The sequence below is a fragment of the Rhodococcus sp. RD6.2 genome (assembly GCF_001040705.1).
Taxonomy (GTDB): Bacteria; Actinomycetota; Actinomycetes; order Mycobacteriales; family Mycobacteriaceae; genus Rhodococcus_G.
On sequence record NZ_CVQP01000007.1, the window covers coordinates 236678 to 262764 of the forward strand.

At 68.5% G+C, this 26087-nt stretch carries 28 protein-coding genes and 1 riboswitch; of the genes, 15 read left to right on the forward strand and 13 right to left on the reverse strand.

The window, feature by feature from the left end; all coding sequences use genetic code 11:
- Positions 1 to 166 precede the first annotated feature (166 nt).
- From ppk2 to RHCRD62_RS14800, 5 genes are all read left to right on the forward strand, one after another.
- On the forward strand, positions 167 to 1132 hold the full coding sequence (gene ppk2 / locus RHCRD62_RS14780; protein WP_050065823.1) for a polyphosphate kinase 2: 966 nt from the start codon (positions 167 to 169) through the stop codon (positions 1130 to 1132).
- A gap of 102 nt (positions 1133 to 1234) precedes the next feature.
- Entirely contained in the window at positions 1235 to 2185 is a 951-nt protein-coding gene (locus tag RHCRD62_RS14785) for an ABC transporter ATP-binding protein (protein WP_050065824.1), read from the forward strand.
- Positions 2185 to 2979 (forward strand): ABC transporter permease, encoded by a 795-nt coding sequence (locus tag RHCRD62_RS14790; RefSeq protein ID WP_050065484.1) that lies wholly within the window; start codon positions 2185 to 2187, stop codon positions 2977 to 2979. Before RHCRD62_RS14785 ends, RHCRD62_RS14790 begins: the two co-directional genes overlap by 1 nt.
- A 115-nt stretch (positions 2980 to 3094) precedes the next feature.
- Entirely contained in the window at positions 3095 to 3919 is an 825-nt protein-coding gene (locus tag RHCRD62_RS14795) for an adenylate/guanylate cyclase domain-containing protein (protein WP_050065485.1), read from the forward strand.
- Between the two features lie 44 nt (positions 3920 to 3963).
- The gene (locus tag RHCRD62_RS14800; protein WP_050065825.1) at positions 3964 to 4149 is read left to right on the forward strand and encodes a hypothetical protein; all 186 of its coding nucleotides are present in this window, start codon (positions 3964 to 3966) and stop codon (positions 4147 to 4149) included.
- On the opposite strand, the gene thiD is transcribed toward RHCRD62_RS14800, so the two are convergent.
- Positions 4141 to 5001 carry a bifunctional hydroxymethylpyrimidine kinase/phosphomethylpyrimidine kinase gene (gene thiD / locus RHCRD62_RS14805; protein ID WP_050065486.1) on the reverse strand — a complete coding sequence of 287 codons (861 nt, stop codon included), beginning with the start codon at positions 4999 to 5001 and terminating at the stop codon, positions 4141 to 4143. The genes RHCRD62_RS14800 and thiD overlap by 9 nt on opposite strands.
- A gap of 11 nt (positions 5002 to 5012) precedes the next feature.
- A complete protein-coding gene (gene thiC, locus RHCRD62_RS14810) occupies positions 5013 to 6653 on the reverse strand; it encodes a phosphomethylpyrimidine synthase ThiC (protein ID WP_050065487.1) in 1641 nt (546 codons plus the stop codon).
- Positions 6642 to 6768: riboswitch (TPP riboswitch) on the reverse strand. It overlaps the preceding gene by 12 nt.
- Before the next feature lie 142 nt (positions 6769 to 6910).
- Here thiC and RHCRD62_RS14815 point away from each other — a divergent pair.
- Entirely contained in the window at positions 6911 to 7249 is a 339-nt protein-coding gene (locus RHCRD62_RS14815; RefSeq protein ID WP_050065488.1) for a GNAT family N-acetyltransferase, read from the forward strand.
- 105 nt (positions 7250 to 7354) lie between these two features.
- Complete coding sequence (locus tag RHCRD62_RS14820; protein ID WP_050065826.1) at positions 7355 to 7729, forward strand: GNAT family N-acetyltransferase; 375 nt, start codon at positions 7355 to 7357, stop codon at positions 7727 to 7729.
- Positions 7730 to 7748: 19 nt separating this feature from the next.
- Here the strand turns inward: RHCRD62_RS14820 and RHCRD62_RS14825 are convergent, their stop codons facing one another.
- The 3 genes from RHCRD62_RS14825 to RHCRD62_RS14835 all read right to left on the reverse strand — a co-directional run bounded on the left by RHCRD62_RS14825 (position 7749) and on the right by RHCRD62_RS14835 (position 10528).
- Positions 7749 to 8564 (reverse strand): exodeoxyribonuclease III, encoded by an 816-nt coding sequence (locus RHCRD62_RS14825; protein WP_050065489.1) that lies wholly within the window; start codon positions 8562 to 8564, stop codon positions 7749 to 7751.
- Between the two features lie 100 nt (positions 8565 to 8664).
- Positions 8665 to 9582 (reverse strand): N-acetylglutamate synthase, CG3035 family, encoded by a 918-nt coding sequence (locus RHCRD62_RS14830; RefSeq protein WP_050065827.1) that lies wholly within the window; start codon positions 9580 to 9582, stop codon positions 8665 to 8667.
- A 352-nt stretch (positions 9583 to 9934) separates the two neighbouring features.
- Positions 9935 to 10528, reverse strand: coding sequence for a peptide deformylase (locus tag RHCRD62_RS14835; protein ID WP_050065490.1), 594 nt, complete (start codon positions 10526 to 10528; stop codon positions 9935 to 9937).
- A gap of 257 nt (positions 10529 to 10785) precedes the next feature.
- Here RHCRD62_RS14835 and RHCRD62_RS14840 point away from each other — a divergent pair, with 257 nt between their 5' ends.
- From RHCRD62_RS14840 to RHCRD62_RS14860, 5 genes are all read left to right on the forward strand, one after another.
- Positions 10786 to 11112: a nucleoid-associated protein NapA gene (locus RHCRD62_RS14840; protein WP_050065491.1), complete on the forward strand. Its 327-nt coding sequence runs from the start codon at positions 10786 to 10788 to the stop codon at positions 11110 to 11112.
- A gap of 10 nt (positions 11113 to 11122) precedes the next feature.
- Complete coding sequence (locus RHCRD62_RS14845) at positions 11123 to 11680, forward strand: LytR C-terminal domain-containing protein (protein WP_050065492.1); 558 nt, start codon at positions 11123 to 11125, stop codon at positions 11678 to 11680.
- Positions 11681 to 11789: 109 nt separating this feature from the next.
- On the forward strand, positions 11790 to 12467 hold the full coding sequence (locus tag RHCRD62_RS14850) for a superoxide dismutase[Cu-Zn] (RefSeq protein WP_050065493.1): 678 nt from the start codon (positions 11790 to 11792) through the stop codon (positions 12465 to 12467).
- A 98-nt stretch (positions 12468 to 12565) separates the two neighbouring features.
- Positions 12566 to 13690: a glutamate--cysteine ligase gene (locus RHCRD62_RS14855; protein WP_050065828.1), complete on the forward strand. Its 1125-nt coding sequence runs from the start codon at positions 12566 to 12568 to the stop codon at positions 13688 to 13690.
- 135 nt (positions 13691 to 13825) lie between these two features.
- Entirely contained in the window at positions 13826 to 15091 is a 1266-nt protein-coding gene (locus tag RHCRD62_RS14860; RefSeq protein ID WP_301280725.1) for a phosphatase PAP2 family protein, read from the forward strand.
- A 24-nt stretch (positions 15092 to 15115) separates the two neighbouring features.
- Here the strand turns inward: RHCRD62_RS14860 and RHCRD62_RS14865 are convergent, their stop codons facing one another.
- From RHCRD62_RS14865 to RHCRD62_RS14895, 7 genes are read right to left on the reverse strand one after another with little or no spacing between them, the layout of a single operon-like run.
- Entirely contained in the window at positions 15116 to 15409 is a 294-nt protein-coding gene (locus RHCRD62_RS14865; protein WP_050065830.1) for a DUF6191 domain-containing protein, read from the reverse strand.
- A 43-nt stretch (positions 15410 to 15452) separates the two neighbouring features.
- Positions 15453 to 15800, reverse strand: coding sequence for a monovalent cation/H(+) antiporter subunit G (gene mnhG / locus RHCRD62_RS14870; protein ID WP_050065494.1), 348 nt, complete (start codon positions 15798 to 15800; stop codon positions 15453 to 15455).
- Positions 15797 to 16057 carry a monovalent cation/H+ antiporter complex subunit F gene (locus RHCRD62_RS14875; RefSeq protein ID WP_050065495.1) on the reverse strand — a complete coding sequence of 87 codons (261 nt, stop codon included), beginning with the start codon at positions 16055 to 16057 and terminating at the stop codon, positions 15797 to 15799. The genes mnhG and RHCRD62_RS14875 overlap by 4 nt, the downstream gene beginning before the upstream one ends.
- Positions 16057 to 16614 (reverse strand): Na+/H+ antiporter subunit E, encoded by a 558-nt coding sequence (locus RHCRD62_RS14880; RefSeq protein ID WP_050065496.1) that lies wholly within the window; start codon positions 16612 to 16614, stop codon positions 16057 to 16059. Before RHCRD62_RS14880 ends, RHCRD62_RS14875 begins: the two co-directional genes overlap by 1 nt.
- A complete protein-coding gene (locus tag RHCRD62_RS14885; protein ID WP_050065497.1) occupies positions 16611 to 18239 on the reverse strand; it encodes a Na+/H+ antiporter subunit D in 1629 nt (542 codons plus the stop codon). Before RHCRD62_RS14885 ends, RHCRD62_RS14880 begins: the two co-directional genes overlap by 4 nt.
- Positions 18236 to 18835, reverse strand: coding sequence for a Na(+)/H(+) antiporter subunit C (locus RHCRD62_RS14890; RefSeq protein ID WP_050065498.1), 600 nt, complete (start codon positions 18833 to 18835; stop codon positions 18236 to 18238). The genes RHCRD62_RS14885 and RHCRD62_RS14890 overlap by 4 nt, the downstream gene beginning before the upstream one ends.
- On the reverse strand, positions 18832 to 21669 hold the full coding sequence (locus RHCRD62_RS14895; RefSeq protein ID WP_084734314.1) for a Na+/H+ antiporter subunit A: 2838 nt from the start codon (positions 21667 to 21669) through the stop codon (positions 18832 to 18834). The genes RHCRD62_RS14890 and RHCRD62_RS14895 overlap by 4 nt, the downstream gene beginning before the upstream one ends.
- Before the next feature lie 180 nt (positions 21670 to 21849).
- On the opposite strand from RHCRD62_RS14895, the gene RHCRD62_RS14900 reads away from it, so the two are divergent.
- Genes RHCRD62_RS14900 through RHCRD62_RS14910 form a run of 3 tightly spaced genes read left to right on the forward strand, consistent with a single transcriptional unit; the run spans position 21850 to position 24507 of the window.
- Positions 21850 to 22257, forward strand: a complete 408-nt coding sequence (locus tag RHCRD62_RS14900; protein WP_050065500.1) for an NUDIX hydrolase — start codon at positions 21850 to 21852, stop codon at positions 22255 to 22257.
- A gap of 7 nt (positions 22258 to 22264) precedes the next feature.
- The gene (locus tag RHCRD62_RS14905; RefSeq protein WP_050065501.1) at positions 22265 to 22849 is read left to right on the forward strand and encodes a helix-turn-helix domain-containing protein; all 585 of its coding nucleotides are present in this window, start codon (positions 22265 to 22267) and stop codon (positions 22847 to 22849) included.
- A gap of 53 nt (positions 22850 to 22902) precedes the next feature.
- Positions 22903 to 24507: a GMC oxidoreductase gene (locus tag RHCRD62_RS14910; RefSeq protein ID WP_050065502.1), complete on the forward strand. Its 1605-nt coding sequence runs from the start codon at positions 22903 to 22905 to the stop codon at positions 24505 to 24507.
- A gap of 65 nt (positions 24508 to 24572) precedes the next feature.
- Here the strand turns inward: RHCRD62_RS14910 and RHCRD62_RS14915 are convergent, their stop codons facing one another.
- Positions 24573 to 26066 (reverse strand): MFS transporter, encoded by a 1494-nt coding sequence (locus RHCRD62_RS14915; RefSeq protein ID WP_050065503.1) that lies wholly within the window; start codon positions 26064 to 26066, stop codon positions 24573 to 24575.
- Positions 26067 to 26087: the final 21 nt, after the last annotated feature.

Consider the following 26087-nt stretch of genomic DNA (forward strand, 5'->3'; position numbering starts at 1 on the left):
TACGAAACCTGACGGCCCGTCGCTGTATGAAACCTGACGGCCCGCCGCTGTATGAAACCTGACGGCCCGCCGTCGCGGCGGTAGGCTCGAAAAGGTGAGCGATCATCAGCACGGGCAGTCGCACGACGGTCGGCAGGGTGACGGGCGGGGGCCGGGCAGTTTCGAACTGGCCAGTCCCGAAACCATCGACGTGACCCCGGAGATCGACGAGATCGGCGAGCTTCTCCGCAAGTCCGGACGCACGCGCCCCGACGACAGCCCCGACGCCCCGTGGCGGCACGGCTACCCGTACGACAAGAAGATGACCCGGCGTCAGTACGAGCACCGGAAGCGGGCGCTGCAGATCGAGCTGCTCAAGCTGCAGGCATGGGTGAAGGAGAACGACGAGAAGATCGTCATCATCTTCGAGGGACGCGACGCGGCCGGCAAGGGTGGCGCCATCAAGCGGTTCACCGAGCACCTCAATCCTCGTGGCGCTCGCGTCATGGCTCTCGAGAAGCCGACCGAACGGGAACGCACGCAGTGGTATTTCCAGCGGTACGTCGCGCATCTGCCCGCGGGCGGCGAGATCGTGCTGATGGACCGGTCCTGGTACAACCGGGCAGGCGTCGAACGGGTCATGGGCTACTGCACGCCCACGGAGTACCTCGAATTCACCCGCTCCGCACCGGAATTCGAGCGGATGCTCGTCCAGTCCGGAATTCACCTGATCAAGTTCTGGTTCTCCGTCGGGCGGGAGGAGCAGCACGCACGATTCGTCGCCCGCAGCACCGACCCGGTCAAGCAGTGGAAGCTCTCGCCGACCGACCTCGCCAGCCTCGACAAGTGGGACGCCTACACCGAGGCCAAGGAGAACATGCTGTTCTACACGGACACTCCCCATGCGCCGTGGACGATCGTGAAGTCGAACGACAAGAAGCGGGCCCGTCTCGAGGCGATGCGCTGGGTGCTCGCGCGTTTCGACTACACCGGCAAGGACACCCGGATCGTCGGACGACCGGACGCGCAGCTCATCGGGCCGCCCCAGACCGTGTACGACGAGGGCGAGGACCCGGCGAGCAAGTTCCCCAAGCTGCCCGCGCATGCCGCCGGCTCGGCCAGTGGCAACGGCCAGGTCACCGCGACACCCTGAGTCGACCCCGAGACGCACACACGCCGTGTCATCCCCGGGGATGACACGGCGCGCGACCTGCGGTGGATGTGCGCGCCCGGAATTTCCGGAATGCTGGCAGTCATGATTGAAGTGAGGGGACTGACCAAGACCTTCGGGGACGTGAAGGCGGTCGACGATCTGACGTTCAGTGTTCGACCCGGAATCGTCACCGGATTCCTGGGGCCGAACGGGGCGGGCAAGTCGACGACGATGCGGATGATCCTCGGACTGGACCGCCCGACGTCCGGCGAGGCACTGATCGACGGGCAGTCGTACCGCGAACTGAAGCACCCGCTGCGCACCGTCGGAGCTCTGCTCGACGCCAAGTGGGTGCACCCGAACCGTTCCGCGAAGGCACATCTGCAGTGGATGGCCGCATCGAACGGGATTCCGGGCTCACGCGTCGACGAGGTGCTGCGGCTGGTCGGGCTGACCGAGGTCGCGGGGAAGAAGGCTGGCGGTTTCTCGCTCGGCATGGCGCAGCGGCTGGGGTTGGCGGGCGCACTGCTCGGTGACCCGAAGGTGCTGCTCTTCGACGAGCCCGTCAACGGTCTCGACCCCGAAGGCATTGTCTGGATCCGCAAGTTCATGCAGCGTCTCGCCGCGGAAGGCCGGACGGTTCTGGTGTCGAGTCACCTGCTGTCCGAGATGGCTTTGACCGCAGAGCATCTCGTGGTGATCGGCCGTGGCCGGCTCATCTCCGACTCGCCCGTCCAGGCGTTCGTCGACCGCGCGTCCGAGGCCGGGGTGCGGGTACGCAGCCCGCAGCTCGACGCGTTGCGTGCGGCACTGACCGGCGCGGGGCTGGCGTTCCGCGAGGACGGTGTCTCCGGTAACGGGTCCGGCGCGCCTGCGGCCTCGGCGTTGGTTGTCTCCGGTGCGACGACCGAGGTCGTCGGCCAGGTCGCGGGCGACAGCGGCATCGTGTTGCACGAGCTGTCCGCGCAGCGGGGCTCGCTGGAGGACGCATTCATGAAACTGACCGGGGACGACGTGCAGTACCACGCCGACGTGATGGGAGGGGCGCTCTGATGGGTGTCGTGACAGCAGAACGCATCAAGCTCACCTCGACGAAGTCGCCGTGGTGGTGCACCGTCGCGATCATCGCGCTCGGGCTCGGTCTCGCAGCGGTGATCGGCCTGACGTCGAAGGCCAGCCTGAACGCGTACAACGATCAGATCGCGAACGGTGAGAACCCCGGCATCGACCCGTTCCTGCCGACGCTGGCCGACGCGGTCGGTGGCGTCTCCGGGTTCGGCGTGCTCGTGTTGATGATCCTGGCCGCCCTCGCCGTGACCAGCGAGTACCGGTTCGGGATCATCCGGACGACCTTCCAGGCGGTACCCAAGCGCGACTCGGTGCTCGTGACCAAGGCCGCGCTGATCGGAGTGTCCGGGGCGGTGCTCACGTTCCTGTTGACCTTCGGCGCCTACGCCATCGCGAAGGCCACCGCGGGCAGCGAGGCCGGCGCCCTGCTGACGCTGTCGGGCGGCGAGGCGTGGCGCGCGATCTACGGGGTGCCGATCTACGCGCTGCTGTGCGTCGCGCTGGCCGTCGCGGTCGGGTCGTTGCTCAGGCAGTCGGCGGGTGCGATCGCCCTGCTGCTGCTGTGGCCGCTGCTGATCGAGTCACTGTTCGGACTGTTCGGCAAGGTGGGACGGGAGATCCAGCCGTTCCTGCCGTTCGCGAACGCCAACCACTTCCTCGGTTCCGATCAGGGCATCGACTGGCACTGGGGGCCGTGGGGCAGTCTCGTCTACTTCATCGCGTTCGTGGCCGTGATCTTCGGTGCGGCGCTGGTCGTGGTCAACCGCCGCGACGCATAGGAACTCGGACCCGTCGACACTGTTTCTCCCCGTGAGTCCGTTCTGCCCGCAGAGGGCCGAACGGACTCACGGGCGTATCAGGCGCCTGTGTGTGACCGATGGTTACACTCTGCCGATGACCGAGGAGCCTCAGATCCCGGACGACAGAGGTCGGATCGCGTCGGCACTGTCCTGGGTACGGGCTGTGGACAGCTCGCCCGGCGTCGTCGGTGCGGTGCGGCGGGTCCGTCGCGCGCTGCCCGGCGACCCCGGTTTCGGTGATCCCCTGTCCACGTCGGGCCCCGGCAGCGCGCGAGCCGTCGCCCGCGTCGCCGACCGACTCCTCGACGACAGCCCCGGGGCGTCACGCGAGGTGGGGCTCGGTGCGCTGCAGGTGTGGCAGGCGCTGCTCGAGCGCACCGGTCGAGGTCGCGGTACCCGCGAGATGACGCTCGTGTTCACCGATCTCGTCGGCTTCTCGGACTACGCGCTCGCCGCGGGCGACGAAGCGACCGTCGACCTGTTGCGGGCCGTGGCGCGGGCCATCGAACCTCCCGTCGCCGCGCACGGAGGGCACGTGGTCAAACGTATGGGCGACGGGATGATGGCGGTGTTCCCGCGGCCCGACCGCGCGTTCGACGCGGCGTTCGCCGCCCGCGACGCCCTCGCCCTCGTCGACTGCGCAGGCCACCGGCCGCGCATGCGCGTCGGCCTGCACACCGGCGTTCCGCGTCAGGTCGGCGACGACTGGCTCGGAGTCGACGTCAACGTCGCCGCCCGCGTCATGCAGGCAGGCGGCGACGGAAAGACGATGGCCTCCTCCGCGACTCTCGACGCACTCGGCCACGACCGGCTCGCCGAACTGGGCTATCGCGCGCAGCCGTACCGTCGTGGATTCTTCTCCAGCGCGCCCCGCGGTGTGCCGGACGGACTGCAGATGTACACCATCGAAAGGGCTTGAATCGGCCATTGCCACACGCACCGGTGGGCGCGGACACTGGATGCATGGTTGATCGAGAACAACGCACACCCTTCTACGGGATCCTCCTGATCCTGGCTGCGATGTTCGGTGCTTTCGCCGTGAACTACTACGGGGTCGGGGCCTACTGGTTCCGGATCACCGTGTACATCGTGGCGGTGGCGGTGGTCGCGGTCGGATTCGTGATGACCTTCAGGGACTACTCACGCTGATGCGTCGGGCGCCTCGCGCAGGCGCCACAGTGGCGACGCCGGCCCGTGCCCGGCGCCGAGGTCGTACGAGGCCTGGAGGCAACGGGTGACCCACTGCTTGCCGAACGCGACGGCCTCGGGCATCTCGAGGCCGTGCGCCAGCGCGGACGCGATCGCCGCGGCGAGGGTGTCGCCACCGCCGTGATCGTTGCCGGTGTCGATTCGCGGGCTGGTGAACTCGTGGAACGTCTCCCCGTCGAACAGAAGGTCGCGGCTCTCCGTCGACGTGCGCAGGTGCCCGCCCTTCACCAGCGACCACTGCGCGCCGAGCTCGTGCAGGGCCTCCGCCGCTCGCCGCGCGGACGCGTCGTCGACGACGTCGATGCCGGTGATCAGCCGGACCTCGTCGAGATTCGGTGTCACCAGCGACGCGATCGGGATGAGGGTGTGCCGCACGGCGTCGAGTGCCTCCGCGTGCAGCAGCGGATCGCCGTGCATCGACGCACACACCGGGTCGACGACCAGCGGCACGGGCTGGTCCCGCCCGATCCCGACCTCGGTGCAGACCGCGGCGACGGACTCGATGATCGCCGTCGACGCCAGCATGCCCGTCTTCGCGCCGCTGACCCCGATGTCACCGACGACGCTGCGCACCTGGTCGGCGACGATCTCCGGAGGGATCTCGTGAAACCCGCTGACGCCCAACGAGTTCTGCACCGTCACCGCCGCGACGGCGACGCAGGCGTGGACGCCGAGCATCGCCATCGTGCGGGAATCGGCCTGGATGCCCGCGCCGCCACCGGAATCGGTGCCTGCGATGGTGAGGGCGCGAACAGGGGTCTGACCGTCGGGGGCCAGCGGCAACAACTTCACAACGACACAGCCTATCGATCGGAGGCAACGACAGGCAGGTACACCTGCCCACCGCTGCGGGTGAACTCGTCGGACTTCGCGGCCATCCCCGCCTCCACAGCCGCGACATCGGTCAGGCCGTGCTCCTCGGCGTACGCACGGACATCCGCCGAGATCCGCATCGAACAGAACTTCGGGCCGCACATCGAGCAGAAGTGTGCGGTCTTCGCGGGCTCGGCGGGCATCGTCTCGTCGTGATACTCGCGGGCCGTGTCCGGGTCGAGGGACAACGCGAACTGGTCGCGCCACCGGAACTCGAAACGTGCCGTGGACAGGGCGTCGTCGCGTTCCTGCGCCCCGGGATGCCCCTTCGCCAGATCGGCCGCGTGCGCGGCGATCTTGTAGGTGATGACGCCGACCTTCACGTCGTCCCGGTTGGGCAGTCCCAGGTGCTCCTTCGGGGTCACGTAGCAGAGCATCGCGGTTCCGGCCTGCGCGATCATCGCCGCGCCGATGGCCGAGGTGATGTGGTCGTAGGCGGGTGCGATGTCGGTGGCGAGCGGTCCGAGGGTGTAGAACGGCGCCTCCTCGCACAGTTCCTCCTCGAGCCGCACGTTCTCGACGATCTTGTGCATGGGGACGTGTCCCGGACCTTCGATCATCACCTGCACACCATGCGATTTCGCGATCTTCGTGAGCTCACCGAGGGTGCGGAGTTCGGCGAACTGGGCTTCGTCGTTGGCGTCTGCGATCGACCCGGGGCGGAGGCCGTCTCCGAGCGAGAACGTCACGTCGTAGCGGGCGAGAATGTCGCAGAGTTCCTCGAAATGCGTGTACAGGAAGGACTCCCGATGGTGCGCCAGGCACCAGGCTGCCATGATCGAGCCTCCGCGAGAGACGATGCCGGTGACGCGCTTCGCCGCGAGCGGCACGTACCGGAGCAGCACCCCGGCGTGCACGGTCATGTAGTCGACGCCTTGCTCGCACTGCTCGATCACGGTGTCGCGGTACAACTCCCACGTCAGCTTCGTCGGATCGCCGCCGACCTTCTCCAGTGCCTGGTAGATCGGCACCGTGCCGACGGGGACGGGGGAGTTGCGCAGGATCCACTCCCGCGTCTCGTGGATGTTCCTGCCCGTGGACAGGTCCATGATGGTGTCGGCGCCCCACCGGGTCGCCCACACCATCTTCTCGACCTCCTCGGCGATGGACGAGCTGACCGCCGAGTTGCCGATGTTCGCGTTCACCTTCACCGCGAAACGCTTGCCGATGATCATCGGTTCGAGCTCCGGGTGATTGCGGTTGGCGGGGATCACGGCGCGTCCCGCCGCGACCTCGTCGAGCACCACGTCCGGTGAAACACCCTCTCGGGCTGCGCAATAGAGCATCTCCTTGGTGAGGACGCCTGCACGAGCCCAGCCGAGCTGTGTGGTGGCACCCGCGGGACGCGGCCACGATGCCCGCACTTGCGGCAGGCCGGCGTCGAGGTCGATCACCGTGTCCGTGTCCGTGTCCGTGTACGGGCCGGAGGTGTCGTACAGGTCCAGATGGTCGCCGGTGCTCAGGTGGACGCGTCGCACCGGGACCGTGACTCCGTCGGCGTCGACGTACTGCTTGCTGCTGCCTTCGATCGGTCCCGTGGTGACGGACGAGACGACAGAGGTCTCCCTCATGATTCTCCCTACGCCGGCATTACCCGGTCAGGTTCATACGGTCGACGGCCCTGATCGCTCGTGATGAGCTAGCCGTCCTCTCAGCCCGCTGGTGCGAGCCCCCGTGGGTTGTTGAGTTGTCGTCGCAGACTCTAGGGCATGGCGCCGCCCCTCAATTCGTGCGCCCGATTTCGGTGGTTCGGCGTCACGCCAACCCGACCTCACCTATAGTGGCGTAGGTCACATTTTAGTTACAGGTGGGTTAGGGAGTGCCGGGGATGTTCACGGACAAGGCGACCGTCGAGGTCACAAACAATGCAGGTCAAAGCCGTTTCGAGCTGTGGCTCAACGGCGAGATCGTCGGCATCCTCGGTTATTGGGACATGGAGGCGGACGGTCGCCCCGTCCGGTCCAAGCGCGCCGGGACTCCGATCGTGTCCTTCCAGCACACCGTGATCGTGGAGGACTTCGGGCACCGCGGGCTCGCCGCGCTGATGGTCGGCCGCGCACTCGACACCGCTCGCGAGAACGGCTGGAAGGTGCGGCCCGTGTGCACCTATCTGCAGCGATTCGTGGTGGCGAATCCGGAGTACCGAGACCTGCTCGTCCCCGTGTGAACCGCCGAACCGCCGGCGGCGATTCGGCCACGATTCGACGAAGGATGGGCGACAACTTGTCGCCGTGAGGGGCACGTCACCGAAAGTGCTGTTTCCATGGACAGCATGTTCAAGAGGAGCCACGACCGGGAGTCGGTGCAGGAGGTCGTCGTGCGCGCCGACCCGACGCTGGCCCAGGTCGAGGACAACCCTGCGCACTCACGATTCGACCTGTGGGTCGGCGACGAACTGGTCGGAATACTCGGGTACCGCAGGCTCGACGGCGTCGACAGCCCCCCGGTTGCGGGGACCTCGGTCGCGTTGATGCACACCGTGGTCAAGGAGGAGTACGGCGACCGGGGATGGGCGGCAGTCCTCGTCCACGAGGTTCTCGAGGAGTCCCGGGTCCGGGGTTGGCGCCTACATCCGGTGTGTACCTACGTCCGGCGCTATCTCGGATCGCACACCGAGTACCTCGCACTCCTCGACGACCAGGCCTGACGTCGCGTTCGCCGTGCGCTCAGTCGAATTCGACGACGACGGGCGCATGATCGCTGGCGCCCTTGCCCTTTCGCTCCTCGCGGTCGATCGACGCGCCGGTGACCCGCGCGGCGAGCGCAGGTGACGCGTACTGGAAGTCGATCCGCATGCCCTGGCGCTTCGGGAACCGCAACTGGGTGTAGTCCCAGTAGGTGTAGACGCCGGGGCCGGGGGTGTGCGGCCGTGTCACCTCGGCGAAGCCGATCTCCTCGAACGCGGCGAACGCGTCACGCTCCGGCTGCGACGTGTGCGTCTTGCCGTCGAACAGCGCCGGATCCCACACGTCCTCGTCGGTCGGCGCGACATTCCAGTCGCCGACCAACGCGACCTGGGCGTTCGGGTCGTCTGCGAGCCACTTCGCGGCGTCGTCACGCAGCGTCGCGAGCCAGTCCAGCTTGTACGCGTAGTGCGGGTCGGCCAACTCGCGGCCGTTCGGCACGTACAGACTCCACACCCGAACCCCGCCGCACGTCGCGCCGATCGCGCGGGCCTCGACCACCGGCGTCGCGACGTCCAGGCTGTCCGGTACCTGCTTGACGAATCCCGGCTGGCCCTCGAACCCGACCTGGACGTCGTCCAGACCGATGCGGGAGACGATCGCGACACCGTTCCACTGACTCAGGCCGATGTGGGCGACCTCGTAGCCGAGTTCGGTGAACCGTTCGGTCGGGAACTGGTCGTCCCGGCACTTCGTCTCCTGCATGGCGAGCACGTCCGTGTCGGTGCGGACCAGCCAGTCCACGATCCGGTCCGTCCGGGCCCGAACCGAGTTCACGTTCCACGTCGCCAATCGCATGCCCGCAGCGTAGTTCGGCCCTCCGACACCACCGCCGTCCGGGTGAGGGGAACCCACACCCGGTCTGACCGGCGGGGTTCCCCTCACCGTTCGCGATCGATCAGGGTGCGGTGGCGTAGCGGTAGCGGTGGTGGTCGACGAGGCCGAGGGTCCGGTATAGCGCGATCGCGCCCGCGTTGTCCGCCTCGACCTGGACGTAGGTGTGGGTGGCTCCGCGGTCGCGTCCCCAGCGGATCATCTCCGCGCAGATCAGCATCCCCAGTCCCCGACGCCGGTGCTCCGGCGCGACCTCGACCGCGCTCAGCCCCACCCAGCGCCTGCCGTCCGGAGCCTGCGTCACCGCGCCGCGCGCGATCGCCAGGAAACCGGTGTCGGGAGTGCCGAGCGCGCCGAACGCGACCTCACCCTCGCTGACCGCGGTGAGCACGGCGGCCGCGGAGTCGGGCAGCGGTGCGCCCCGGTAGTGGTACGTGGCCAGCCATTGGGGGTCCGGCGCATCGCTCACCGTCACGGCCGACTCCCCGTTCGGCAGCGTCAGATTCTCGATGTCGGCGGCCATCACCTGCACCTCCGGCGACTCCGTCCATCCTGTGGGGGCGGCGCCGAGCCGGTCGGGAAGCAGCAACGTCAGTGGCTGATCATGCGCGGCGAACCAGGCGCGCAACCGGTCGAGGGTCTCTCCGGAGTGCAGATTGCCCATTCGCTGTGCGTTCCCGAGCGGAGCCGCAGCGTTGGCGCGTCGGGTGAACCCGTGACCCGATCGGACCAGCCAGCCGTCGATCCATGCCTGCTCGGTGCCCGGCCAGCCGTCGGCCGCGGCCAGCTCGAGCGACCGGATCTCCCGTGTCGCGACAGGACGGGCGCCGAGCTCCTTGAGCGCGACCACCTGGTCGGGGGAGACCTGGACGACACGGCCGTCCTGGGCGCGGACGACGACGACCGCGGGTGACACGCTGACGAGTTCTCCGATGACGTCCGTCAGCGGCTGCGGGTAGCCGGGAGGCAGCTTGTACCGCATCACAACCCGACTGCCAGGACGCGGTCCCGGAGGCGTGGTCGCGGCAACAGTCGACGGCGCGGCGGCAGGAACCTCCGGCTCGGCGGCGGCAGGAGCCTCCGGCTCCGCGGGGGCAGCAACGACCGGCGCGGCGGCAGGAACCTCCGGCTCCAGGGGGCCGGCAGCGGCCGACTGCTCGACATCGACGGCCGACTGCGCGGCGGAGGCGACGGCCGACCGCGCGGCGGAGGCGATTGCCGGTTCGGTTGCCGCGATCGCCGGCTGTACACCCACGGCCGTGGTCCAGAGTGCGGCTGTGGCCTCGGGGGTGTCACGAATCCGCCGGTGGTGCCTGCCTCCCGCCGGCCGGGTGTCACTCATCGTGGCCGAAAGGGTCCTCGACCGTCCCAGGGGTCCAGTCCAGGCCGGGGACGCCCCAGCCGGACCGCTTGATGATCTTCTTGGCCGCCCGCTTGTACCGTCCGATCAGCATGTCCGTGTACAGGAAGCCGTCGAGGTGGCCGACCTCGTGCTGCAGCATCCGCGCGAAGAATCCGGTTCCCTCGATCGTGACGGGATCGCCGTTGCGGTCCACACCAGTGACCTTCGCCCAGTTCGCGCGACCGGTCGGGAACTGCTCGCCCGGCACGGACAGGCAGCCTTCCTCGTCGTCGTCGGGGTCGGGCATGGTCTCCGGGATCTCGGACGTCTCGAGCACCGGGTTGATCACCTCGCCGCGCCTGCGGGCGCCGTCCTTCGGGTCGGCGTCGTAGTCGGGGCAGTCGTAGACGAACAGGCGCAGCGCCACACCCACCTGGTTGGCGGCGAGACCGACACCGTTCGCGGCGTCCATCGTGTCGTACATGTCGCCGACGAGCTCGGCGATTTCGGAAAGCGGCTGCGTGACCGGTTGCGTCGGCTGGTGCAGTACCGGGTCGCCCACGATCACGATCGGAAGAATTGCCATGCGGCAAAGGATAGTGGTGGTCTGCGGCGTGACCGGGGACCGGTGGTCGGCGGTTGTGTACGTCACCTCCGCGCGCGTTGTGTGTGACACCTGCGACGCGCCCGGCCGGGAACCCTGACCGGGCGCGGCCACCGTGGTTGAATGACTGCGGAAGTACAGGGTTGTAATTCGTTCGCCCCGGTCGGAGCCGGTTCGGGTCGACGGGGTGCTTCGGACCCGGCCGAGCTCGGGGCGGGTGCTCGACGTTGAGGAGTGAGATGGACGGCGCAGTCGCGCGTAGCCGGAATTCGCAGCCCACCGACCAGCAGGACGTCGACGAGGTCGGCGCGGACGGACTCAGCCGCCGCGATCACGACATCCTGGCCTTCGAACGCCAGTGGTGGAAGTACGCGGGCGCGAAGGAAGACGCCATCAAGGAACTGTTCCAGATGTCCGCCACCCGCTACTACCAGGTGCTCAACGCGCTAGTCGACCGGCCGGAAGCCCTCGCCGCCGACCCGATGCTCGTCAAAAGGCTGCGTCGCCTGCGGGCGAGCAGGCAGAAGGCGCGCGCGGCGAGGCGGCTCGGATTCGACGTCACGTAAGGTCGACGCCGTGAGCACCCCGCAGCAGGCACCGTCGGGACCCCCGCTTCGCGCCCTCGCGATGGTCCTGATCGCCCTCGCGATCGCGTTTGCCGGTATCGGCGCGATGAGTCTCTCCGATTCCGGGTCCGACGCGCAGGCCACTGACGTCGTCCCGAGTGTGGCGCCGGTGACGGCGGCCCCGAACTCCCCAGGCGCGTCGGCGCGGCCGACGACGACGCCCCCCACCACGAACGCCGCCGCGACGTCGGTTTCCGCGCAGGCGGCGTCCGCCACCACAGCCGACAAGTCCTCCGTTCCGGTGCGGGTCTTCAACAACAGCACGATCAGCGGTCTCGCCGCGGATACCGCGAGCACCCTCGAGTCCGGTGGGTGGACCGTGGCCGAGACGGGTAACTACAGCAGCGGCAACGTCGCGAAGACCACGGTCTACTACTCCGCGAACTCGGCAGCGGAGAAGAAGGCCGCCCAGGAGATCGCAGCGGAACTCGGTGTCACCGCCGAGCAGCGTTTCTCCGGTATCGCGTCGGCTTCTCCCGGTGTGATCGTCATCGTCACCGCGTCCTAGCGCAGCTCACAGTCGGGTCAACTATGCGACGTCGTAGACCACCGGAAGGTCGCTTCTTCTGGCTGGCTATGATCAGTGCACTTCCAGCCCACCTCGAAGGAGCGGTTTGATGGCCTTGCTTACCCGACGCGATTCACAGACGACCCGGTCAGGCCGCGTGTCCCTGCGCGTCGTCGCCCCGATGGTCGCGATCGCGGCCCTCGGTCTCACCGCGTGCAGCCCCCCGAACCAGGAGGCCAGCGACGTTCCCGGCACCACCCCCGCAGTGTGGACCGGTCAGGCCGCGCCTGCCGACCACGGCTCCGAGGGCGACGGGCACGGCGCGGGTGCGACCAGCCGGCTGAACACCGTCCTCAAGGGCGCAGACGGCAAGGCTGCGGGTACCGCCACCTTCGTCGGTGACGGTGACACCGTCGTCGTCACGGTCGCGGCCAACGGTCTCGAGCCGGGCTTCCACGGTCTGCACATTCACTCGGTCGGCAGCTGCGAAGGCGATTTCACGTCCGCGGGCGGACACCTGAAGGTCGAGGGCCACACCGGACATCCCGCGAGCGGCGACCTGCCGTCGCTGTTCGTCCTCGAGGACGGCACCGCGAACCTGACCACCACCACTGACGCGTTCACCGTCGAGGATCTGCAGAACCACGACAAGGGCACCGCGATCGTCGTGCACTCCGGTGCGGACAACTTCGCGAACATCCCGACGCGGTACGCGCCTGCGCCGGACCAGGCCACGCTCGACACCGGTGACGCGGGCTCCCGTGTCGCCTGCGGCGTCATCAAGTAGGACACCCCGCAACAGCACGCGACGCCGCGACGATGACACCGGCCACAGGCCGGTTCCCCGTCGCGGCGTCGTCGTCTGCACTGTGGTTGGATTTCGCTGTGGCTGTTCCCTTCGCCGGTTCACCCCGGCCGACGATCGGTGTCGAATGGGAGGTCGCGCTGATCGACCCGATCACCCGCGACCTGTCCAACACGGCTGCGCAGGTCCTGGCTGCCGCCGGCGAATTGGCGGACGGCGCGCAGCCGCGCCTGCACAAGGAATTCCTGCGGAACACGGTCGAACTCGTCACCGGCGTCTGCGACACCACCGGTCAGGCGATGGACGATCTCCGCGAGACGATGACGCTGCTGCGCCGTGCGGCCGAGCGCGAGAAGGTCGAGTTGATGTGTGCGGGCACGCACCCGTTCGCGCAGTGGTCGGCGCAGCAGGTCACCCCGAATCCGCACTACGACGAGATGATCAACCGGACCCAGTGGTGGGGCCGCCAGATGCTGATCTGGGGAGTGCACGTGCACGTCGGTGTTTCGTCGGCGGAGAAGGTCTTCCCGATCATCAACGCGCTGCTGGTGAAGTACCCGCACCTGCTGGCACTGTCGGCTTCGTCGCCGATGTGGGCGGGTGTCGACACCGGCTATGCCAGTAACCGGGCCCTGATGTTCCAGCAGTTGCCGACGGCGGGTCTGCCGTTCCAGTTCGAGACCTGGTCGCAGTTCGAGGGTTTCGTGCACGACCAGATGAAGACCGGCGTCATCGAACGGCTCGAGGCCTTGCACTGGGACATCCGGCCGGCGCCCAAGTGGGGCACGGTCGAGATCAGGGTGTGCGACGGGGTGTCGACGTGGGCCGAACTCGAAGCGCTGGTCGCGTTGATCCACTGCCTGGTCGTGTACTTCGACCGCAGGCTCGAGGCGGGGCTCGACCTGCCCGGGATGCCGCCGTGGCACGTTCAGGAGAACAAGTGGCGGGCGGCGCGGTACGGGCTCGACGCCGAGGTCATCCTCGACGCCGACAGCAACGAACGCCTCGTCACCGACGATCTGCACGACCTGCTCGAGGACCTGGCACCCGTCGCGCGCGACCTCGGGTGTGAGCGCGAACTCGCCGCGGTCGAGGACATACCGCGTCGTGGTGCGTCCTACCAGCGTCAGCGGCGCGTCGCCGTGGCCGGTCGGGGTGACCTCACGGGAGTCGTCGACGCGCTGGTGAACGAGCTGCGGGCCTGACGCCGGGGATCCGACCGTCCAGTTGTCCGACCGGCAACGTCAATCCGCTGTTCACACGCCCTTTACTATGTACGGGTGCTGATCGAGGATTCACCCACCGAGACGCCCTGGCGTCGACCGGGTACGGGTCCCGCGATCGCGTTGGCCGCCGCAACCGCGGTGGTCGTGGCGATGATCGTGCTGCAGATCGTGGCCAGCCGCTCCGGTTTCGAAGGCCCACTCGACTCCCTCGCCCGCGACTTCGTCGGCACACCCAAGTCCATGTCGGTGCCGTGGGCCGGTCTCGCGCTCGGACTGGTCGGGCTGACCAATCGACAGCGTGTGCTGGCTGTCGCCGCCGCAGTCGGAATCGACGTGGTGTTCGTCGCCGGGCGGGCGGTGACGGACGGACCGTTCGGGGTCGGGAACGGCCCGACCTGGGTGCTCGCCGGCATCGCCGTGGTCGCGGCGTGGCGCTGGACCGAGCCGCAGCGCAGCAGCGCCCTGCTCGGCGCCGGACTCGGCGCACTCCTCATCGCCGCGACGAAGATCGGTGACGTCTGGCTGCAGATCACCGTCATGGCCCGGCCCGCCGTCCTCGACCAGTATGTCGAGCTCGCGGACCGTGCGTTCGGTGCGCCGTCGTGGGTGATGGGTCAGGTCGTCGACGCCCTCGGACCCGTCGGGTACGGCGTCCTGCACTGGGTGTACATCGAACTGCCCGTCGCGGCAATCGCCGTCGCCCTCTACCAGTTGCGGGGCGGGTGGCCGTCGCATCACCTGGTGCGCACCTTCCTCGCCATCGGCCTGATCGGACCGCTGTTCTACCTGGTGTTCCCGGTCGTCGGACCGGACTTCGCGTTCGGCGCCGCGGGACAGGGCGCCCAACTCGGCGACTACTGGCCGACGACGATCCCGACGGGCACCGACCCGACGGCCTTCGTGTTCGACGGCGGCGCCCCGCGCAACTGCATGCCGAGCCTGCACACCGCGTGGGCGTTGTCGATCTTCGTGCACACCCGCAGCGGCCCGCGCTGGCTGCGCTGGGGTGGCACGTTCTGGCTGGTGTGCACGCTGATGGCGACCCTCGGCTTCGGCTACCACTACGCCGTCGACCTGGTCGCGGGCGTCGTGCTGTGCCTGACCATCGAGTCGGCGCTGCGTGATCCCGAGCGTGGCTGGGGTCGGTTCCGCATCCGTCTGGTCGTCGGGGGCGCGGCCGTGTTCGCCGCGCTGCTGCTGAGCTACCGGTACCTCGCCGTGCCGATCGCCGCCCACCCGATGGTGTCGGTGCCGTTGATCCTCGGCGTCCTCGCCGCCGTCGTCGCGGCGTTCCATGCGACGTTCTTCGCTGCGCCGGATTCTGCTCTGGGCCGGTGGGGCGGGCGGAACGCGTCCGCCACCGTCCGGGTCCCGGTGTAGGTCGTCGCCCGGGAATCCGACGGGTCAGCGGTCGAAGCGGACCGTGCCGTCGTCGAGGTCGACGCGGATCCCGGTGCCGTCTCCGGTTGCCGTGTCGTGGCGGAGCGTCTGCTTGTTCCTCTGCTCGTCGACGACGTGACGGTGCGACGGTGACAGCACCGACTGGATCTCGCCGAAGGCGCCGGTGATCGCGCCGCCGTCGACCTCCGGCTTGCGTTTACGCCAGTAGATCCAGCCACGGCGTTCCGCCCACAGGGCGACCCGGTCCAGGAGGGTGGCCCCGAGAACCAGTGCCGACACCCACACGATCACGGTCACCCGCACCACGCTACCGGCGTCGGGGACGGACCACGGTCGCGGCCTAACGCGGGGTCGGGCCCTCGTCGCGGTCCAGTTCGCCGACCAGTCCGAGTCCGTCGCGTCCGCGCTGTTCGCGGTAGGCGACGCGGCCGACGGTGTGCGCGATCACGGGTGCGGTCAGCAGCGTGAACAGTCCGACTAGGACGAGCATCCAGATGTCGACATTGCCCCGCAGTCGGATCACGCAGCCGGCGAGCACCAGGATCATGCCGATCACCTGTGGCTTCGTCGCCGGATGCATCCGCGACAGGGTGTCGTCGAAGCGCACGATGCCGATCGCGGCGGTCATCGCGAGCAGCGCCCCCAGCAGGATGGCGATCGCCGCGACGACGTCGAGTGCGGTGCTCACTGGTCGTCCCGAACCCGGAATCGGGCCACCGACACCGAGCCGATGAACCCGACGAGGGAGAGGGCGACGATCGCGGGCACCAGGGTGGTGTCCATGCTGTACGCCGCCCAGAGGGCGAGACCGCAGATGGACACTGCGACGAGGGTGTCCATCGCGACGAGTCGGTCCAGGGTGGAGGGTCCGTCGAGCAGGCGGTACGCGGTGAGTACCGCGGCGATCGACATCATCACCCCGGCGATCACGATCACTGTCGTCATCACAGTTCCTTTCGTGTGGCGATGTCGCCGGTGCCGGGGGTGTCGCCCGCCCACTCGGCAGGCCGTTCGAACGCCTCGATGAACAGCCGCTCGAGACGGCGGACCGTGGCATGGAACTGGTGCACCGCCCTGTCGGTGCCGAGGTCGAGAACGTGCACGTACACCGTCCGCTTGACCTGGTCGACCTCGAGGACGAGGGTGCCCGGAATGAGGTTGAGGACGTCCACGCACAGCGTCAGGACGAGGTCCGACTTGATGGCCAGCCGGCAACGGAGAACGCCGGTCACCGGGAGCGGGCCCGGGCGGATCGACAGCCATGCCACCTGGACGCTCGACTGCGCCGCGTACCAGAGGCTGATGCCGACGAGTTTCACGATCGACCACAGGTGGATGCGACCGCCGACGGGAACGCGGGGTAGGGGAAGCAGGACCGTGATGAGGACGGCGACGACCAGGCCGCCGACGATGTTGGCGACAGAGATGTTTCCCCACAGGAGGACCCACACGAAGACCAGCCACGCGAGCGAGCCCGCGCGCAACACCGCAGACCGGCTCATCTGTCGCCTCCTGTCGCGGTGACATGCTCGGAGTAGTTCGGACCGAGCACGGCGTCGATGTAGATGGACCGGTCCTGCAGATCCGTCGCCGCGCGATCGGTGACGGCGATGATCTGGCCCGCGAACACCGTCAACGCGATCCCGACCCCGACGAGCGCGAACGTCGGCGCCAGCATCAGCGCGGGCATCCGGCCGACGTCCTCACGGTCGACGAACGCGATGTCCTCCTCGGACTCGTCGATGAGGGCGGACGGGCTGACGTCGGCGAGATCGCCTTCCGGGGCGTCGGCACGGGCCCGCCAGAACGCCTTCGTCCACACGCGGGCGACGACGTACAGGGTCAGCAGGCTGGTGAGCGTGCCGCCCGCGACGAGCACCCAGGACAGCGCGCTCGGATGTGCGGCGCCCGCCTGCAGGAGGGCGATCTTGCCGATGAACCCGGAGAAGGGCGGGATGCCGCCCAGGTTCAACGCGGGAACCAGGAACACGAGCGCCAGCACCGGGCTCGCGGCGGCGAGACCACCGAGCCGGCGCAGCGACGACGACCCGGCCTGCCGTTCGATCAGACCGACGACGAGGAAAAGCGTGGTCTGCACGATGATGTGGTGCGCGACGTAGTAGATCGAGCCGGACAGGCCCTGCTGCGTCGAGAGCGCGATGCCGAACACCATGTAGCCGATGTGGCTGACCAGGGTGAACGAGAGCAGACGCTTGATGTCGGACTGGGCGATCGCACCGAGGATGCCGACGATCATCGTCAGCAGGCCGCAGATCATCAGGACGTCGTCGAGCTCGCCCTGCGGGAACAGCAGCGTGTGTGCGCGGATGATCGCGTACACACCGACCTTGGTGAGCAGTCCCGCGAACACCGCCGTGACGGGCGCTGGTGCGGTCGGGTACGAGTCGGGCAGCCACGTCGACAGCGGGAAGACCGCGGCCTTGATGCCGAACGCGACAAGCAGGACACCGAAGATCGCCATCCGGGTGCCGTTCGGGACGTCGTCGAGCCGCACCGCCATCTGCGCGAGGTTCAGTGTGCCGGTGGCACCGTAGGCGAGCGCGATGCCGATCAGGAAGATCAGCGACGACACCATGGACACCATCACGTACGACACGCCCGCACGGACCCGGTCGGCGCTGGCGCCGAGGGTCAACAGCACGAAGGACGCCGCGAGCAGCACCTCGAACCCGACGAACAGGTTGAACAGGTCGCCGGCGAGGAAGGCGTTCGAGATGCCCGCGGCCAGCGCCAGATAGGTCGGCAGGAAGATCGACACCGGCTGCTTTTCGTTGCCGTCGTGAATACCCTGGCCGACGGCGAACGCCATGACGGCGAGCAGCACGATGTACGAGACGACCAGCATGATCGCGGATAGTCGATCGACGACGAGGGTGATGCCGATCGGGGATTCCCAGCCGCCGACCTGCAGCGACGAGATGCCGTCCCGGTCGGCGAGGTACAGCAGCATGCACGACACGGCGAGGCCTGCCACGAGTGCGGCGATCGTGACCGCGCGCTGGAACCGTGGCCTGCGTCCGCCGACCAGCGTCACGGCGGCGGCGAGCATCGGGATCAGGACGGGCAGTGGCGTCAACGTCTGCACGACGCCGGGTGACAGCGTCATCGGCGGTCACCGCCCGGAGCGGCCCCGACCTCGTTGCCGGGTTCGTCGTCGCCGCGGGAGTCGAACTCGTCGAAGTCGCCTTCGCGCAGATCTTCGTACACCTCGAGTTCCTCGAGGTTCGTGAGCTGTTCGAGTGGGATCGGGTTGCCCTTGTCGTCGAAGGCGTCACCGCTGAACGTGGAGTCGCCGGTGATCGGATCGTCGGAACGGTCGTGGTCGGGTGCCTCCGCGGGACTGCGGAGGTGTTTGACCTTGGTGTCCTCGGGGTCGTCCTCGACGGCATCCTTCGTGTTGATCTTGTAGGACCGGTAGGCCAACGCCATCACGAATGCCGCGATACCCATCGTGATGACGATCGCGGTCAGGATCATCGCCTGCGCGAGCGGATCCGACATCTCGTCGTACACCTCGTTGGTGCGGCCGACGATCGGGGCGCTGCCCGGCGGCCCGCCCGAGGACAGGATCAGCAGGTTGACGCCGTTGCCGAACAGCAGCAGGCCCAGCAGCATCTTCGTGATCGAGCGTTCCAGCAGCAGGTACACACCGCACGAGATGAGGATGCCGATGACGAGGAGGAATCCGAGGTTGACGGTCACCGGGTCGTCACCTGCCTTCCGGGCTCGGGGAGGTTCTCGACCTCGGCGTCGAGTCGGGCGCCCAGGCTGCGCAGGACGTCGAGCACCAGACCGACGACGATGAGATAGACGCCGAGGTCGAAGAACAGTGCGGTCACGAGTTTGATGTCGCCGAGCAGTGGCAGCGTCATCTCGATCGTCGCCGACGACAGCGCGGGGGCGCCGAGGAACACGGACGCCAGCGCGGTGCCCGCGGAGAAGATCAGGCCGAGTCCGAGGATCTTGCCCGCGTCGATCGGGACCGTTTCGCCGAGTTCGTACCGGCCGCCCGCGAGGTAGCGGAGCACGAGCGCGAGTCCCGCCGTGAGGCCGCCGGCGAAGCCGCCGCCGGGAGCGTTGTGGCCGGAGAAGAAGAAGTACACCGACAGCACCATCATCGTCGGGAAGACCATTCGCGTGGTGACCTCGAGGATCAGCGACCGGTGTCGGGGATCGATCAGGTCGCCGCCGAGGAGCCACGTGGTCTCCGGCGTCGGAGCGAAGGACGGAGCGTCCGCCACGCGGGGCGCGGTGCCGAACCGTCGGGTGCGGAACACCAGGGACGCGACGCCGGTCGCGGCGACGAGCAGCACGGAGATCTCGCCGAGGGTGTCCCAGGCGCGGATGTCGACGAGCAGGACGTTGACGACGTTCTTGCCGTTGCCGACGTGATAGGCGAGGTCGGGCATGTGCACCGAGATCGGTTCGGCGGAACGCGCACTGATGGCGAACGCGCCGAGCGCGGTCACGGCCGCGCCGACCGCGACGCCGAGCGCCGCACGCGCCGGCTTGAACCCGACGGACTGGCGTTCGTCGATCTCGGCGGGCAACTTGCGGAGCACCAGCACGAAGATCACCAGGGTCAGCGTCTCGACCAGGAACTGCGTCAACGCGAGGTCGGGGGCGCCGTCGAGCGCGAAGATGACGCCGCAGCCGTAGCCGGTGACGCCGACGAGGATGACGGACGCGAGCCGGTTTCGCATGACGGTCGCCGCGAGTGCCGCGGAGATCATGATGAGCCCGACCGCGAACTGCACCGGCGACTCCCACACGTGCAGGGACACCGAGTTGTCGGTGCCGAGGAGCAGCAGGATCGTCGGCAGCAGGACGAGGGTGACGAGAATCGACGCCTGGGTCAGCGGCAGCGAACCGCGCTGCGTGGTGCCGGTGAGCCGGATCGACAGGGTGTCCATGCCGCGCAGCGTCGCGTCGTAGATGCGTTCCGCATTGCCCAGCAGGGGACGCTCGAACCGGAGTCGGCTGATCCGGCGGTGCGCGAGGTAGAGCGCGACGCCACCGACGATCACGAGCACGGTCAGCCACAGGGCCAGCCCGAACCCGTGCCACAGTCCGAGGTGGTAGCCCTGGGGTCCGGGGAGGGTGTCGGCGTAGGCGACGAGCAGGCTGTCGAGGACCGGCGAGATCAGGCCGGTGACCAGGCCCGCCGCAGACAGCAGGGCGGGAACCGCGAGGAACAGGGGCCCGGCCCGGTGCATGTTCTGCACGGGCGCGCTCGGCTCCGCGAGCTGCTTGCGAGCGAACGCGCCCCACACGAACCGGATGCTGTAGGCGACGGTGAGGATCGAACCGAGGACGATGCCCGCGAGTACCAGGGCGCGGACTGTCGGGTTGAGCACCGACGTGGTCGCGACGGCCTCGAGCGCGGCTTCCTTGCCGACGAACCCCAGGAACGGTGGAAGCCCCGCCATGCTCGCGGCCGCCCCGATGGCGACGACGCACAGGACCGGTGCGGCGGGACCGAGGTGCGCCAGCTTGCGGATGTCGCGGGTGCCGGTCGTGTGGTCGATGATGCCGACCACCATGAACAGGCAGGCTTTGAACATCGCATGCGCGACGACGAGGGTGATGCCCGCGAGCGCGGCGTCGCGGGAGCCGGTCCCGACGAGCACGGTCAGGAATCCGAGCTGACTGACCGTGCCGAACGCGAGGATCAACTTGAGGTCGAAGGCGCGCATCGCGCGCCAGCCGCCGAGAATCATGGTGCCGAGGCCGAGCGTCAGGACGGTGACGCGCCACGGACCGGAATCGGCGAAGCCGGGTGCGAGGCGGGCGATGAGGTAGATACCCGCCTTGACCATCGCGGCGGCGTGCAGGTACGCGCTGACCGGAGTCGGGGCGGCCATCGCTCCGGGGAGCCAGAAGTGCATCGGGATGATCGCGGATTTCGAGAGTGCACCGGTCAACACCAGGACGACGCCGATCGCCGCGAGCACACCGTCCGGAGGGTTCTCCAGCAGCACGGACAGTTGGTAACTGCCGCCGACCTGCCCGAGGATGATGAACCCGACGAGCATCGCCAGGCCGCCCGCAGTGGTCACCAGCAGCGCCTGGGTGGCGGCGCGGCGACTCGACGCACGCTCGGCGTAGTGGCCGACGAGCAGGAATGACAGGACCGTCGTCAATTCCCAGAACGTGTAGAGGATGAGCATGTTGTCGCTGGTGACGAGCCCGAACATGGCTCCGGAGAAGGCGACCATCTCGGCGGCGAAGATGCCGAGGCGGGTGTCGCCGTCCTGGAAGTAGCGCGCGCAGTAGATCAGCACGAGGGTGCCGATGCCGAGGATCAACGCGGACATGATCGCGGCGAGGGAGTCGAACCGCATGTCGATGTTCATCGACAGTCCGGGAGCCCAGGTGATGTGCAGCGACTGCTCGGTGTTCCAGTTCGCGATCACCCACACCAGGGACGCCGCGGGCACCAGCGACAGGGGGAGAAAAGCGTTGCGCCCCATTGTTCGCACGACGGCAGGCGCCAGAACGGCGGCGAATGCGTGGGCGAACAATATTGCGAGCAAGGGCACTCCGTCGGTGTCGAGGGCGGGGTGTCTATACGCCCTGGAGTATCCGGACGCCTGGTGTCCAGTTTAGGGGATACGAACATTCCCCCCGCAGGCGGCTCTGCCGCTCCCGCGCGCATTCGGGGTGTCCGGACCCTGAAACCGCTCGCGAGCGCCGCAGGCGCTTACCCTTGGGGAATGCCCGATATCAGGACCGTCGCACTCGCCCACGTGCGCGACCGCCGGATGCTGCAGGCACGGTCTGTCGGCAAGACCGCCTTCTACATGGCGGGCGGCAAGATCGACCCCGGGGAGACGCCGGAACAGGCTCTGCACAGGGAGATTCGCGAAGAACTCGACGCAGGAATCGTCGACGGCACCCTCGAACGGCTCGGGGTGTTCGAAGCCGAGGCGTTCGGTCATCCACCAGGAACCCGACTGCACATGACCTGCTACCTCGCGACGCTGACCGCCGAGCCCGTCGCGACGAGCGAGATCGCGGAACTGCGCTACTTCACCGTCGACGAGTACGCGGCGATGCCGGAGTCCGCTCCCGGCTCCCGGCTGGTGTTCGAGCACCTCCGTTCGCTCGGCCTGGTGGACTGAGCCGACGGTGATCTTCACGGCGGACGCACTCGCAGGCATCGTCGCCGGGACCGTGAGGCTCGCGTTCCGGAGATGGGACCGCCCCCGGGTGCGCGCGGGCAGCAGCCAGCGGACCGCCGTCGGGGTGATCGCGTTCGACTCCGTGGACGAGGTCGCGCCGAACGAGGTGACGGATGCCGACGCGCACGCGGCCGGCTTCGCGTCTGCCGACGTCCTCCTCGCGTTCGTCGACAAGAAGGCGCACGGTCCGATCCTCTACCGGATCGCGCTGCGGTCGGGCGGCCCCGACCCCCGTGCGGTGCTGCGGGAGAACGCCGACCTCTCGGACGCCGACGTCGTCGCGCTGCGCCGCAGGCTGGCGCGGATGGATGCCAACGGACCGTGGACCCAGGCGACGCTGCGACTGATCGGGGAGCGGCCGGCCGTGGTCTCGACCGAGCTCGCACCGGTCGTCGGGATGGATCGGCCGACGTTCAAACAGAAGGTGCGCCGCCTCAAGGAACTCGGGCTGACCGAAAGCCTCGACGTCGGATATCGGCTCAGTCCGCGCGGGCGGGCACTGCTGGATCGGCTTACTCGGTCAACCGAATGAAACTCGACCGGAACAGGCCCGGACGTGTTTTCCGAGGGCTAGGTTCGGAGGTCATGGACCCCAGTGGTGTGTCGAGACGTGACGTACTCCGCGGAGCAGCGGTCGGACTCGGCGCCGCCGCAATCGGTTCGCTCGGCGTGGGAAGGGCGGCGGGGTCCGCCCCGGGACGCACCGCTCTCGTCATCGGCAGCGGATTCGGCGGCGCCGTCGCCGCGTTGCGACTCGGGCTGGCCGGATTCGAGACGACGGTCCTCGAGCGAGGGCGGCGGTGGCCGATCGACCCGTCCGGCAACACCTTCGCCACTTTCGACAACCCCGATGGCCGGGCGGCGTGGTTCTCGACGAAGCCGCCGATCAACCCGCTGACGCAGTTCCAGCAGATCCCGCTGTACGCGGGCGTGGTCGAGGAGATCAAGGGCAACGGCATCAACGCGCTCTACGGCGCCGGTGTCGGCGGCGGATCGCTGGTGTTCGGCGCCTACTCGGTGCAGCCGCGTCGCCGCGACTTCGAGCAGATCTTCCCGCAGTCCCTCGACTACGGCGAACTCGATCGCCTCTACTTCCCTCGGGCCAAGGCCGAACTCGGCACGTCGCCGCTGCCCGCCGACCTGCTGGCCCGGCCCGAGTACGTGGGCGCGCGGTCGTGGCTGGCGGACATCGCCGACTACGGCGGCACCCCGACGTTCCACGATTTCTGCGTCGACTGGGATCTCGTGCGCGCCGAGTTCGAGGGCCGCCTGCGCCCGTCGATCTCAGTGGCGGAGGGGCCGTACGGCATCAACTCCGGCGCGAAGAACAGCGTCGACCACAACTATCTGCCTCGCGCCGAGGCCACCGGCAACGTCACGGTCCTGCCCCTGCACGAGGCGATTGGAATTCGTGAGCTCGGCAACCGGTTCGAGATCACGGCGCGGCAGATCGACGAGCACGGAAGGGAACTCGGGACGCGCACCTTCGTCGTGGACCATCTGTTCCTGGCTGCCGGTTCGTATCACTCCACCGAACTGCTCGTCACCGCGCGCGCCACGGGAACGCTGCAGAGGCTGAGTCCCGAGGTCGGGCAGGGCTACGGCAACAATGGCGACTTCATCACCTCCCGCGTGATGAACCGCCGCGAGTACGGGTCGAAGCAGCCCGGCCCCGGCGTGGCATTGCTCTACGACGACGAGGACCCGGACGGCTCGGTGTCGATGTCGTGGCAGGCAGCGCCGTTCCCGGAGATCGCGGGCGGGCACACCAGCACGAACCTGATCCAGGCGATCACGCACGAGCGCGGGTCCATCGACTGGAACCCCGCGACGGGCCGCGTCGAACTGAACTACCCGTACGCGGAGGGTGCGAACGACCTCGACATCCGGGCCGCGCGGTTCGCGGGACGCTTCCACGAGCGGGCCGACACCCGCCACGGATACCCCGCGAACGGCATCCCCGTGTACTCGCGTGCGGTCGGATTCGGCAGCGCTGCAACGTATCACGGACTCGGTGGCGTCGTGATGGGCAAGGCCGCCACGGACGATGGTCGGGTGCACGGTTACGACAACCTGTACGTCGTCGACGGTGCACTGATCCCCGGCGCGGTCGGACTGGTGAACCCGTCCCTGACGATCACCGCGATCGCCGAGCGGTGCATGGACCGGTTCGTCGCGCGGAACGGCTGACGCCTGTGAGTCCTTTCGGCCAGTAGCGGGGGCCGAAAGGACTCACAGGCGGCGCTGTCGCTCGCTCAGTGGGCAGTGACCAGGACGTCACTGTCCTCGGCGGGCAGTGTGCCGCCGGGGAGCAGGAACGCCGAGATGACCGCGCCGCCGACGAAGATCGCGGCCGCCCACCAGAAGGTGGTGGTGTAGCTCTCGGCGGCGGCGAGTGCCTTCGTCTGCGCGTCCGGGGTCCGGCCCGCCATGAAGTCGGCGGCCGCCGTCGCTGCGACTGTGCTGAGCAGGGCGGTGCCGATGGAGCCGCCGACCTGCTGCATGGTGTTCACCGTCGCCGAGGCGACTCCGGCGTCCTCGGGTTGCACGCCGGTCACCGCGCCCTGCATGCCGGGCGCGAAGACCATGCCCATGCCGATGCCGAGCAGGACCAGTCCCGGCAGGATGTGTGCGGCGTAGCCGCTGTCCACCTGAAGCTGCGCGAGGTAGGCGAGGCCCGCCGCGCCGAGTGCGAGGCCACCGACCATCAGCGGACGGGGACCGACCCGCGGCAGCAGCACGCCGGTCGCCGTGGTCGCCGAGACGACCATGCCCGCGACCATCGGCAGGAACGCGACGCCGGTGACGATCGGCGAGTACATCAGCGTCGTCTGCATGTAGAAGGTCAGGAACAGGAAGACCGCGAACATGCCGGAGCCGGTGAGGAACATCGCCAGGTACGCCCCGCCGCGGGTGCGGTCGAGAACGATGCGCAGTGGCAGCAGCGGATGCGAGACCCTCGTCTCGATCACCACGAAGGCACCGAGCAGGACGGCGCCACCGACGAGCCAGGCGATGGTCGCGGGGTTCGACCAGCCGTGCGACTCGGCATGCGAGAAGCCGTAGACGATGCCGAACAGTGCCGCGGACACGGTCACCGTGCCCGGAATGTCCAGGCGCGGGCGGTGTTCCGCGCGGTGCGGTGCCATCATCGTCAGTGCACCGACGAGCGCGACGGCGGCAAAGATCAGGTTGACGTAGAGGCTCCACCGCCACGACGTCCACTCGGTGAGTGCACCGCCGAGCAGCAGGCCGATGGCGCCGCCCGCTCCCGCGACCGCGCCGAAGATGCCGAATGCCTTGGCCCGTTCTCCGGGTTCGGTGAACGTGGTGGCGAGCAGGGACAGTGCGGCGGGCGCGAGCAGGGCGGCGAACACGCCCTGGCCGGCGCGGGCGGCGACGAGCATGCCGAAGTTGACTGCGGCGCCGCCGACCGCGGACATCACGGCAAACCCGACCAGGCCGATGACGAAGGTGTTCCGTCGGCCGAACAGGTCGCTGAGCCGGCCGCCGAGCAGCAGCAGGCTGCCGAAGGCGAGGGCGTAGGCGGTGACCACCCACTGGCGGTCGGCGTCGGAGAACTCGAGTGCCTGCTGCGCGGCGGGGAGTGCGATGTTCACGATGGTCGCGTCGAGCACGACCATGAGCTGGGCCAGGGCGATGACTGCGAGGACGAGCCAGCGCAGTCGGTGCTCTCTTTCGGCCGAGTCCGGACCGGCGTCGGGCCGGTCGAGTGTGGTGGTGGTCATGGAACTGCCCCCTCGGTGTGA

Coding starts and splice junctions, on each gene's coding strand:
- RHCRD62_RS14885 (WP_050065497.1), bottom strand. CDS start 18,239: ATGACGCTGTCACCCGGCGTCGTGCAGACGTTGACGCCACTGCCCGTC.
- RHCRD62_RS14835 (WP_050065490.1), bottom strand. CDS start 10,528: ATGGCAATTCTTCCGATCGTGATCGTGGGCGACCCGGTACTGCACCAG.
- RHCRD62_RS14790 (WP_050065484.1), top strand. CDS start 2,185: ATGGGTGTCGTGACAGCAGAACGCATCAAGCTCACCTCGACGAAGTCG.
- RHCRD62_RS14825 (WP_050065489.1), bottom strand. CDS start 8,564: ATGCGATTGGCGACGTGGAACGTGAACTCGGTTCGGGCCCGGACGGAC.
- RHCRD62_RS14850 (WP_050065493.1), top strand. CDS start 11,790: ATGGCCTTGCTTACCCGACGCGATTCACAGACGACCCGGTCAGGCCGC.
- RHCRD62_RS14910 (WP_050065502.1), top strand. CDS start 22,903: ATGGACCCCAGTGGTGTGTCGAGACGTGACGTACTCCGCGGAGCAGCG.
- RHCRD62_RS14800 (WP_050065825.1), top strand. CDS start 3,964: ATGGTTGATCGAGAACAACGCACACCCTTCTACGGGATCCTCCTGATC.
- RHCRD62_RS14815 (WP_050065488.1), top strand. CDS start 6,911: ATGTTCACGGACAAGGCGACCGTCGAGGTCACAAACAATGCAGGTCAA.
- RHCRD62_RS14900 (WP_050065500.1), top strand. CDS start 21,850: ATGCCCGATATCAGGACCGTCGCACTCGCCCACGTGCGCGACCGCCGG.
- RHCRD62_RS14820 (WP_050065826.1), top strand. CDS start 7,355: ATGTTCAAGAGGAGCCACGACCGGGAGTCGGTGCAGGAGGTCGTCGTG.
- RHCRD62_RS14795 (WP_050065485.1), top strand. CDS start 3,095: ATGACCGAGGAGCCTCAGATCCCGGACGACAGAGGTCGGATCGCGTCG.
- thiC (WP_050065487.1), bottom strand. CDS start 6,653: ATGAGGGAGACCTCTGTCGTCTCGTCCGTCACCACGGGACCGATCGAA.
- RHCRD62_RS14915 (WP_050065503.1), bottom strand. CDS start 26,066: ATGACCACCACCACACTCGACCGGCCCGACGCCGGTCCGGACTCGGCC.
- RHCRD62_RS14880 (WP_050065496.1), bottom strand. CDS start 16,614: ATGAGCCGGTCTGCGGTGTTGCGCGCGGGCTCGCTCGCGTGGCTGGTC.
- RHCRD62_RS14785 (WP_050065824.1), top strand. CDS start 1,235: ATGATTGAAGTGAGGGGACTGACCAAGACCTTCGGGGACGTGAAGGCG.
- RHCRD62_RS14840 (WP_050065491.1), top strand. CDS start 10,786: ATGGACGGCGCAGTCGCGCGTAGCCGGAATTCGCAGCCCACCGACCAG.
- RHCRD62_RS14830 (WP_050065827.1), bottom strand. CDS start 9,582: ATGCGGTACAAGCTGCCTCCCGGCTACCCGCAGCCGCTGACGGACGTC.
- RHCRD62_RS14875 (WP_050065495.1), bottom strand. CDS start 16,057: ATGACGACAGTGATCGTGATCGCCGGGGTGATGATGTCGATCGCCGCG.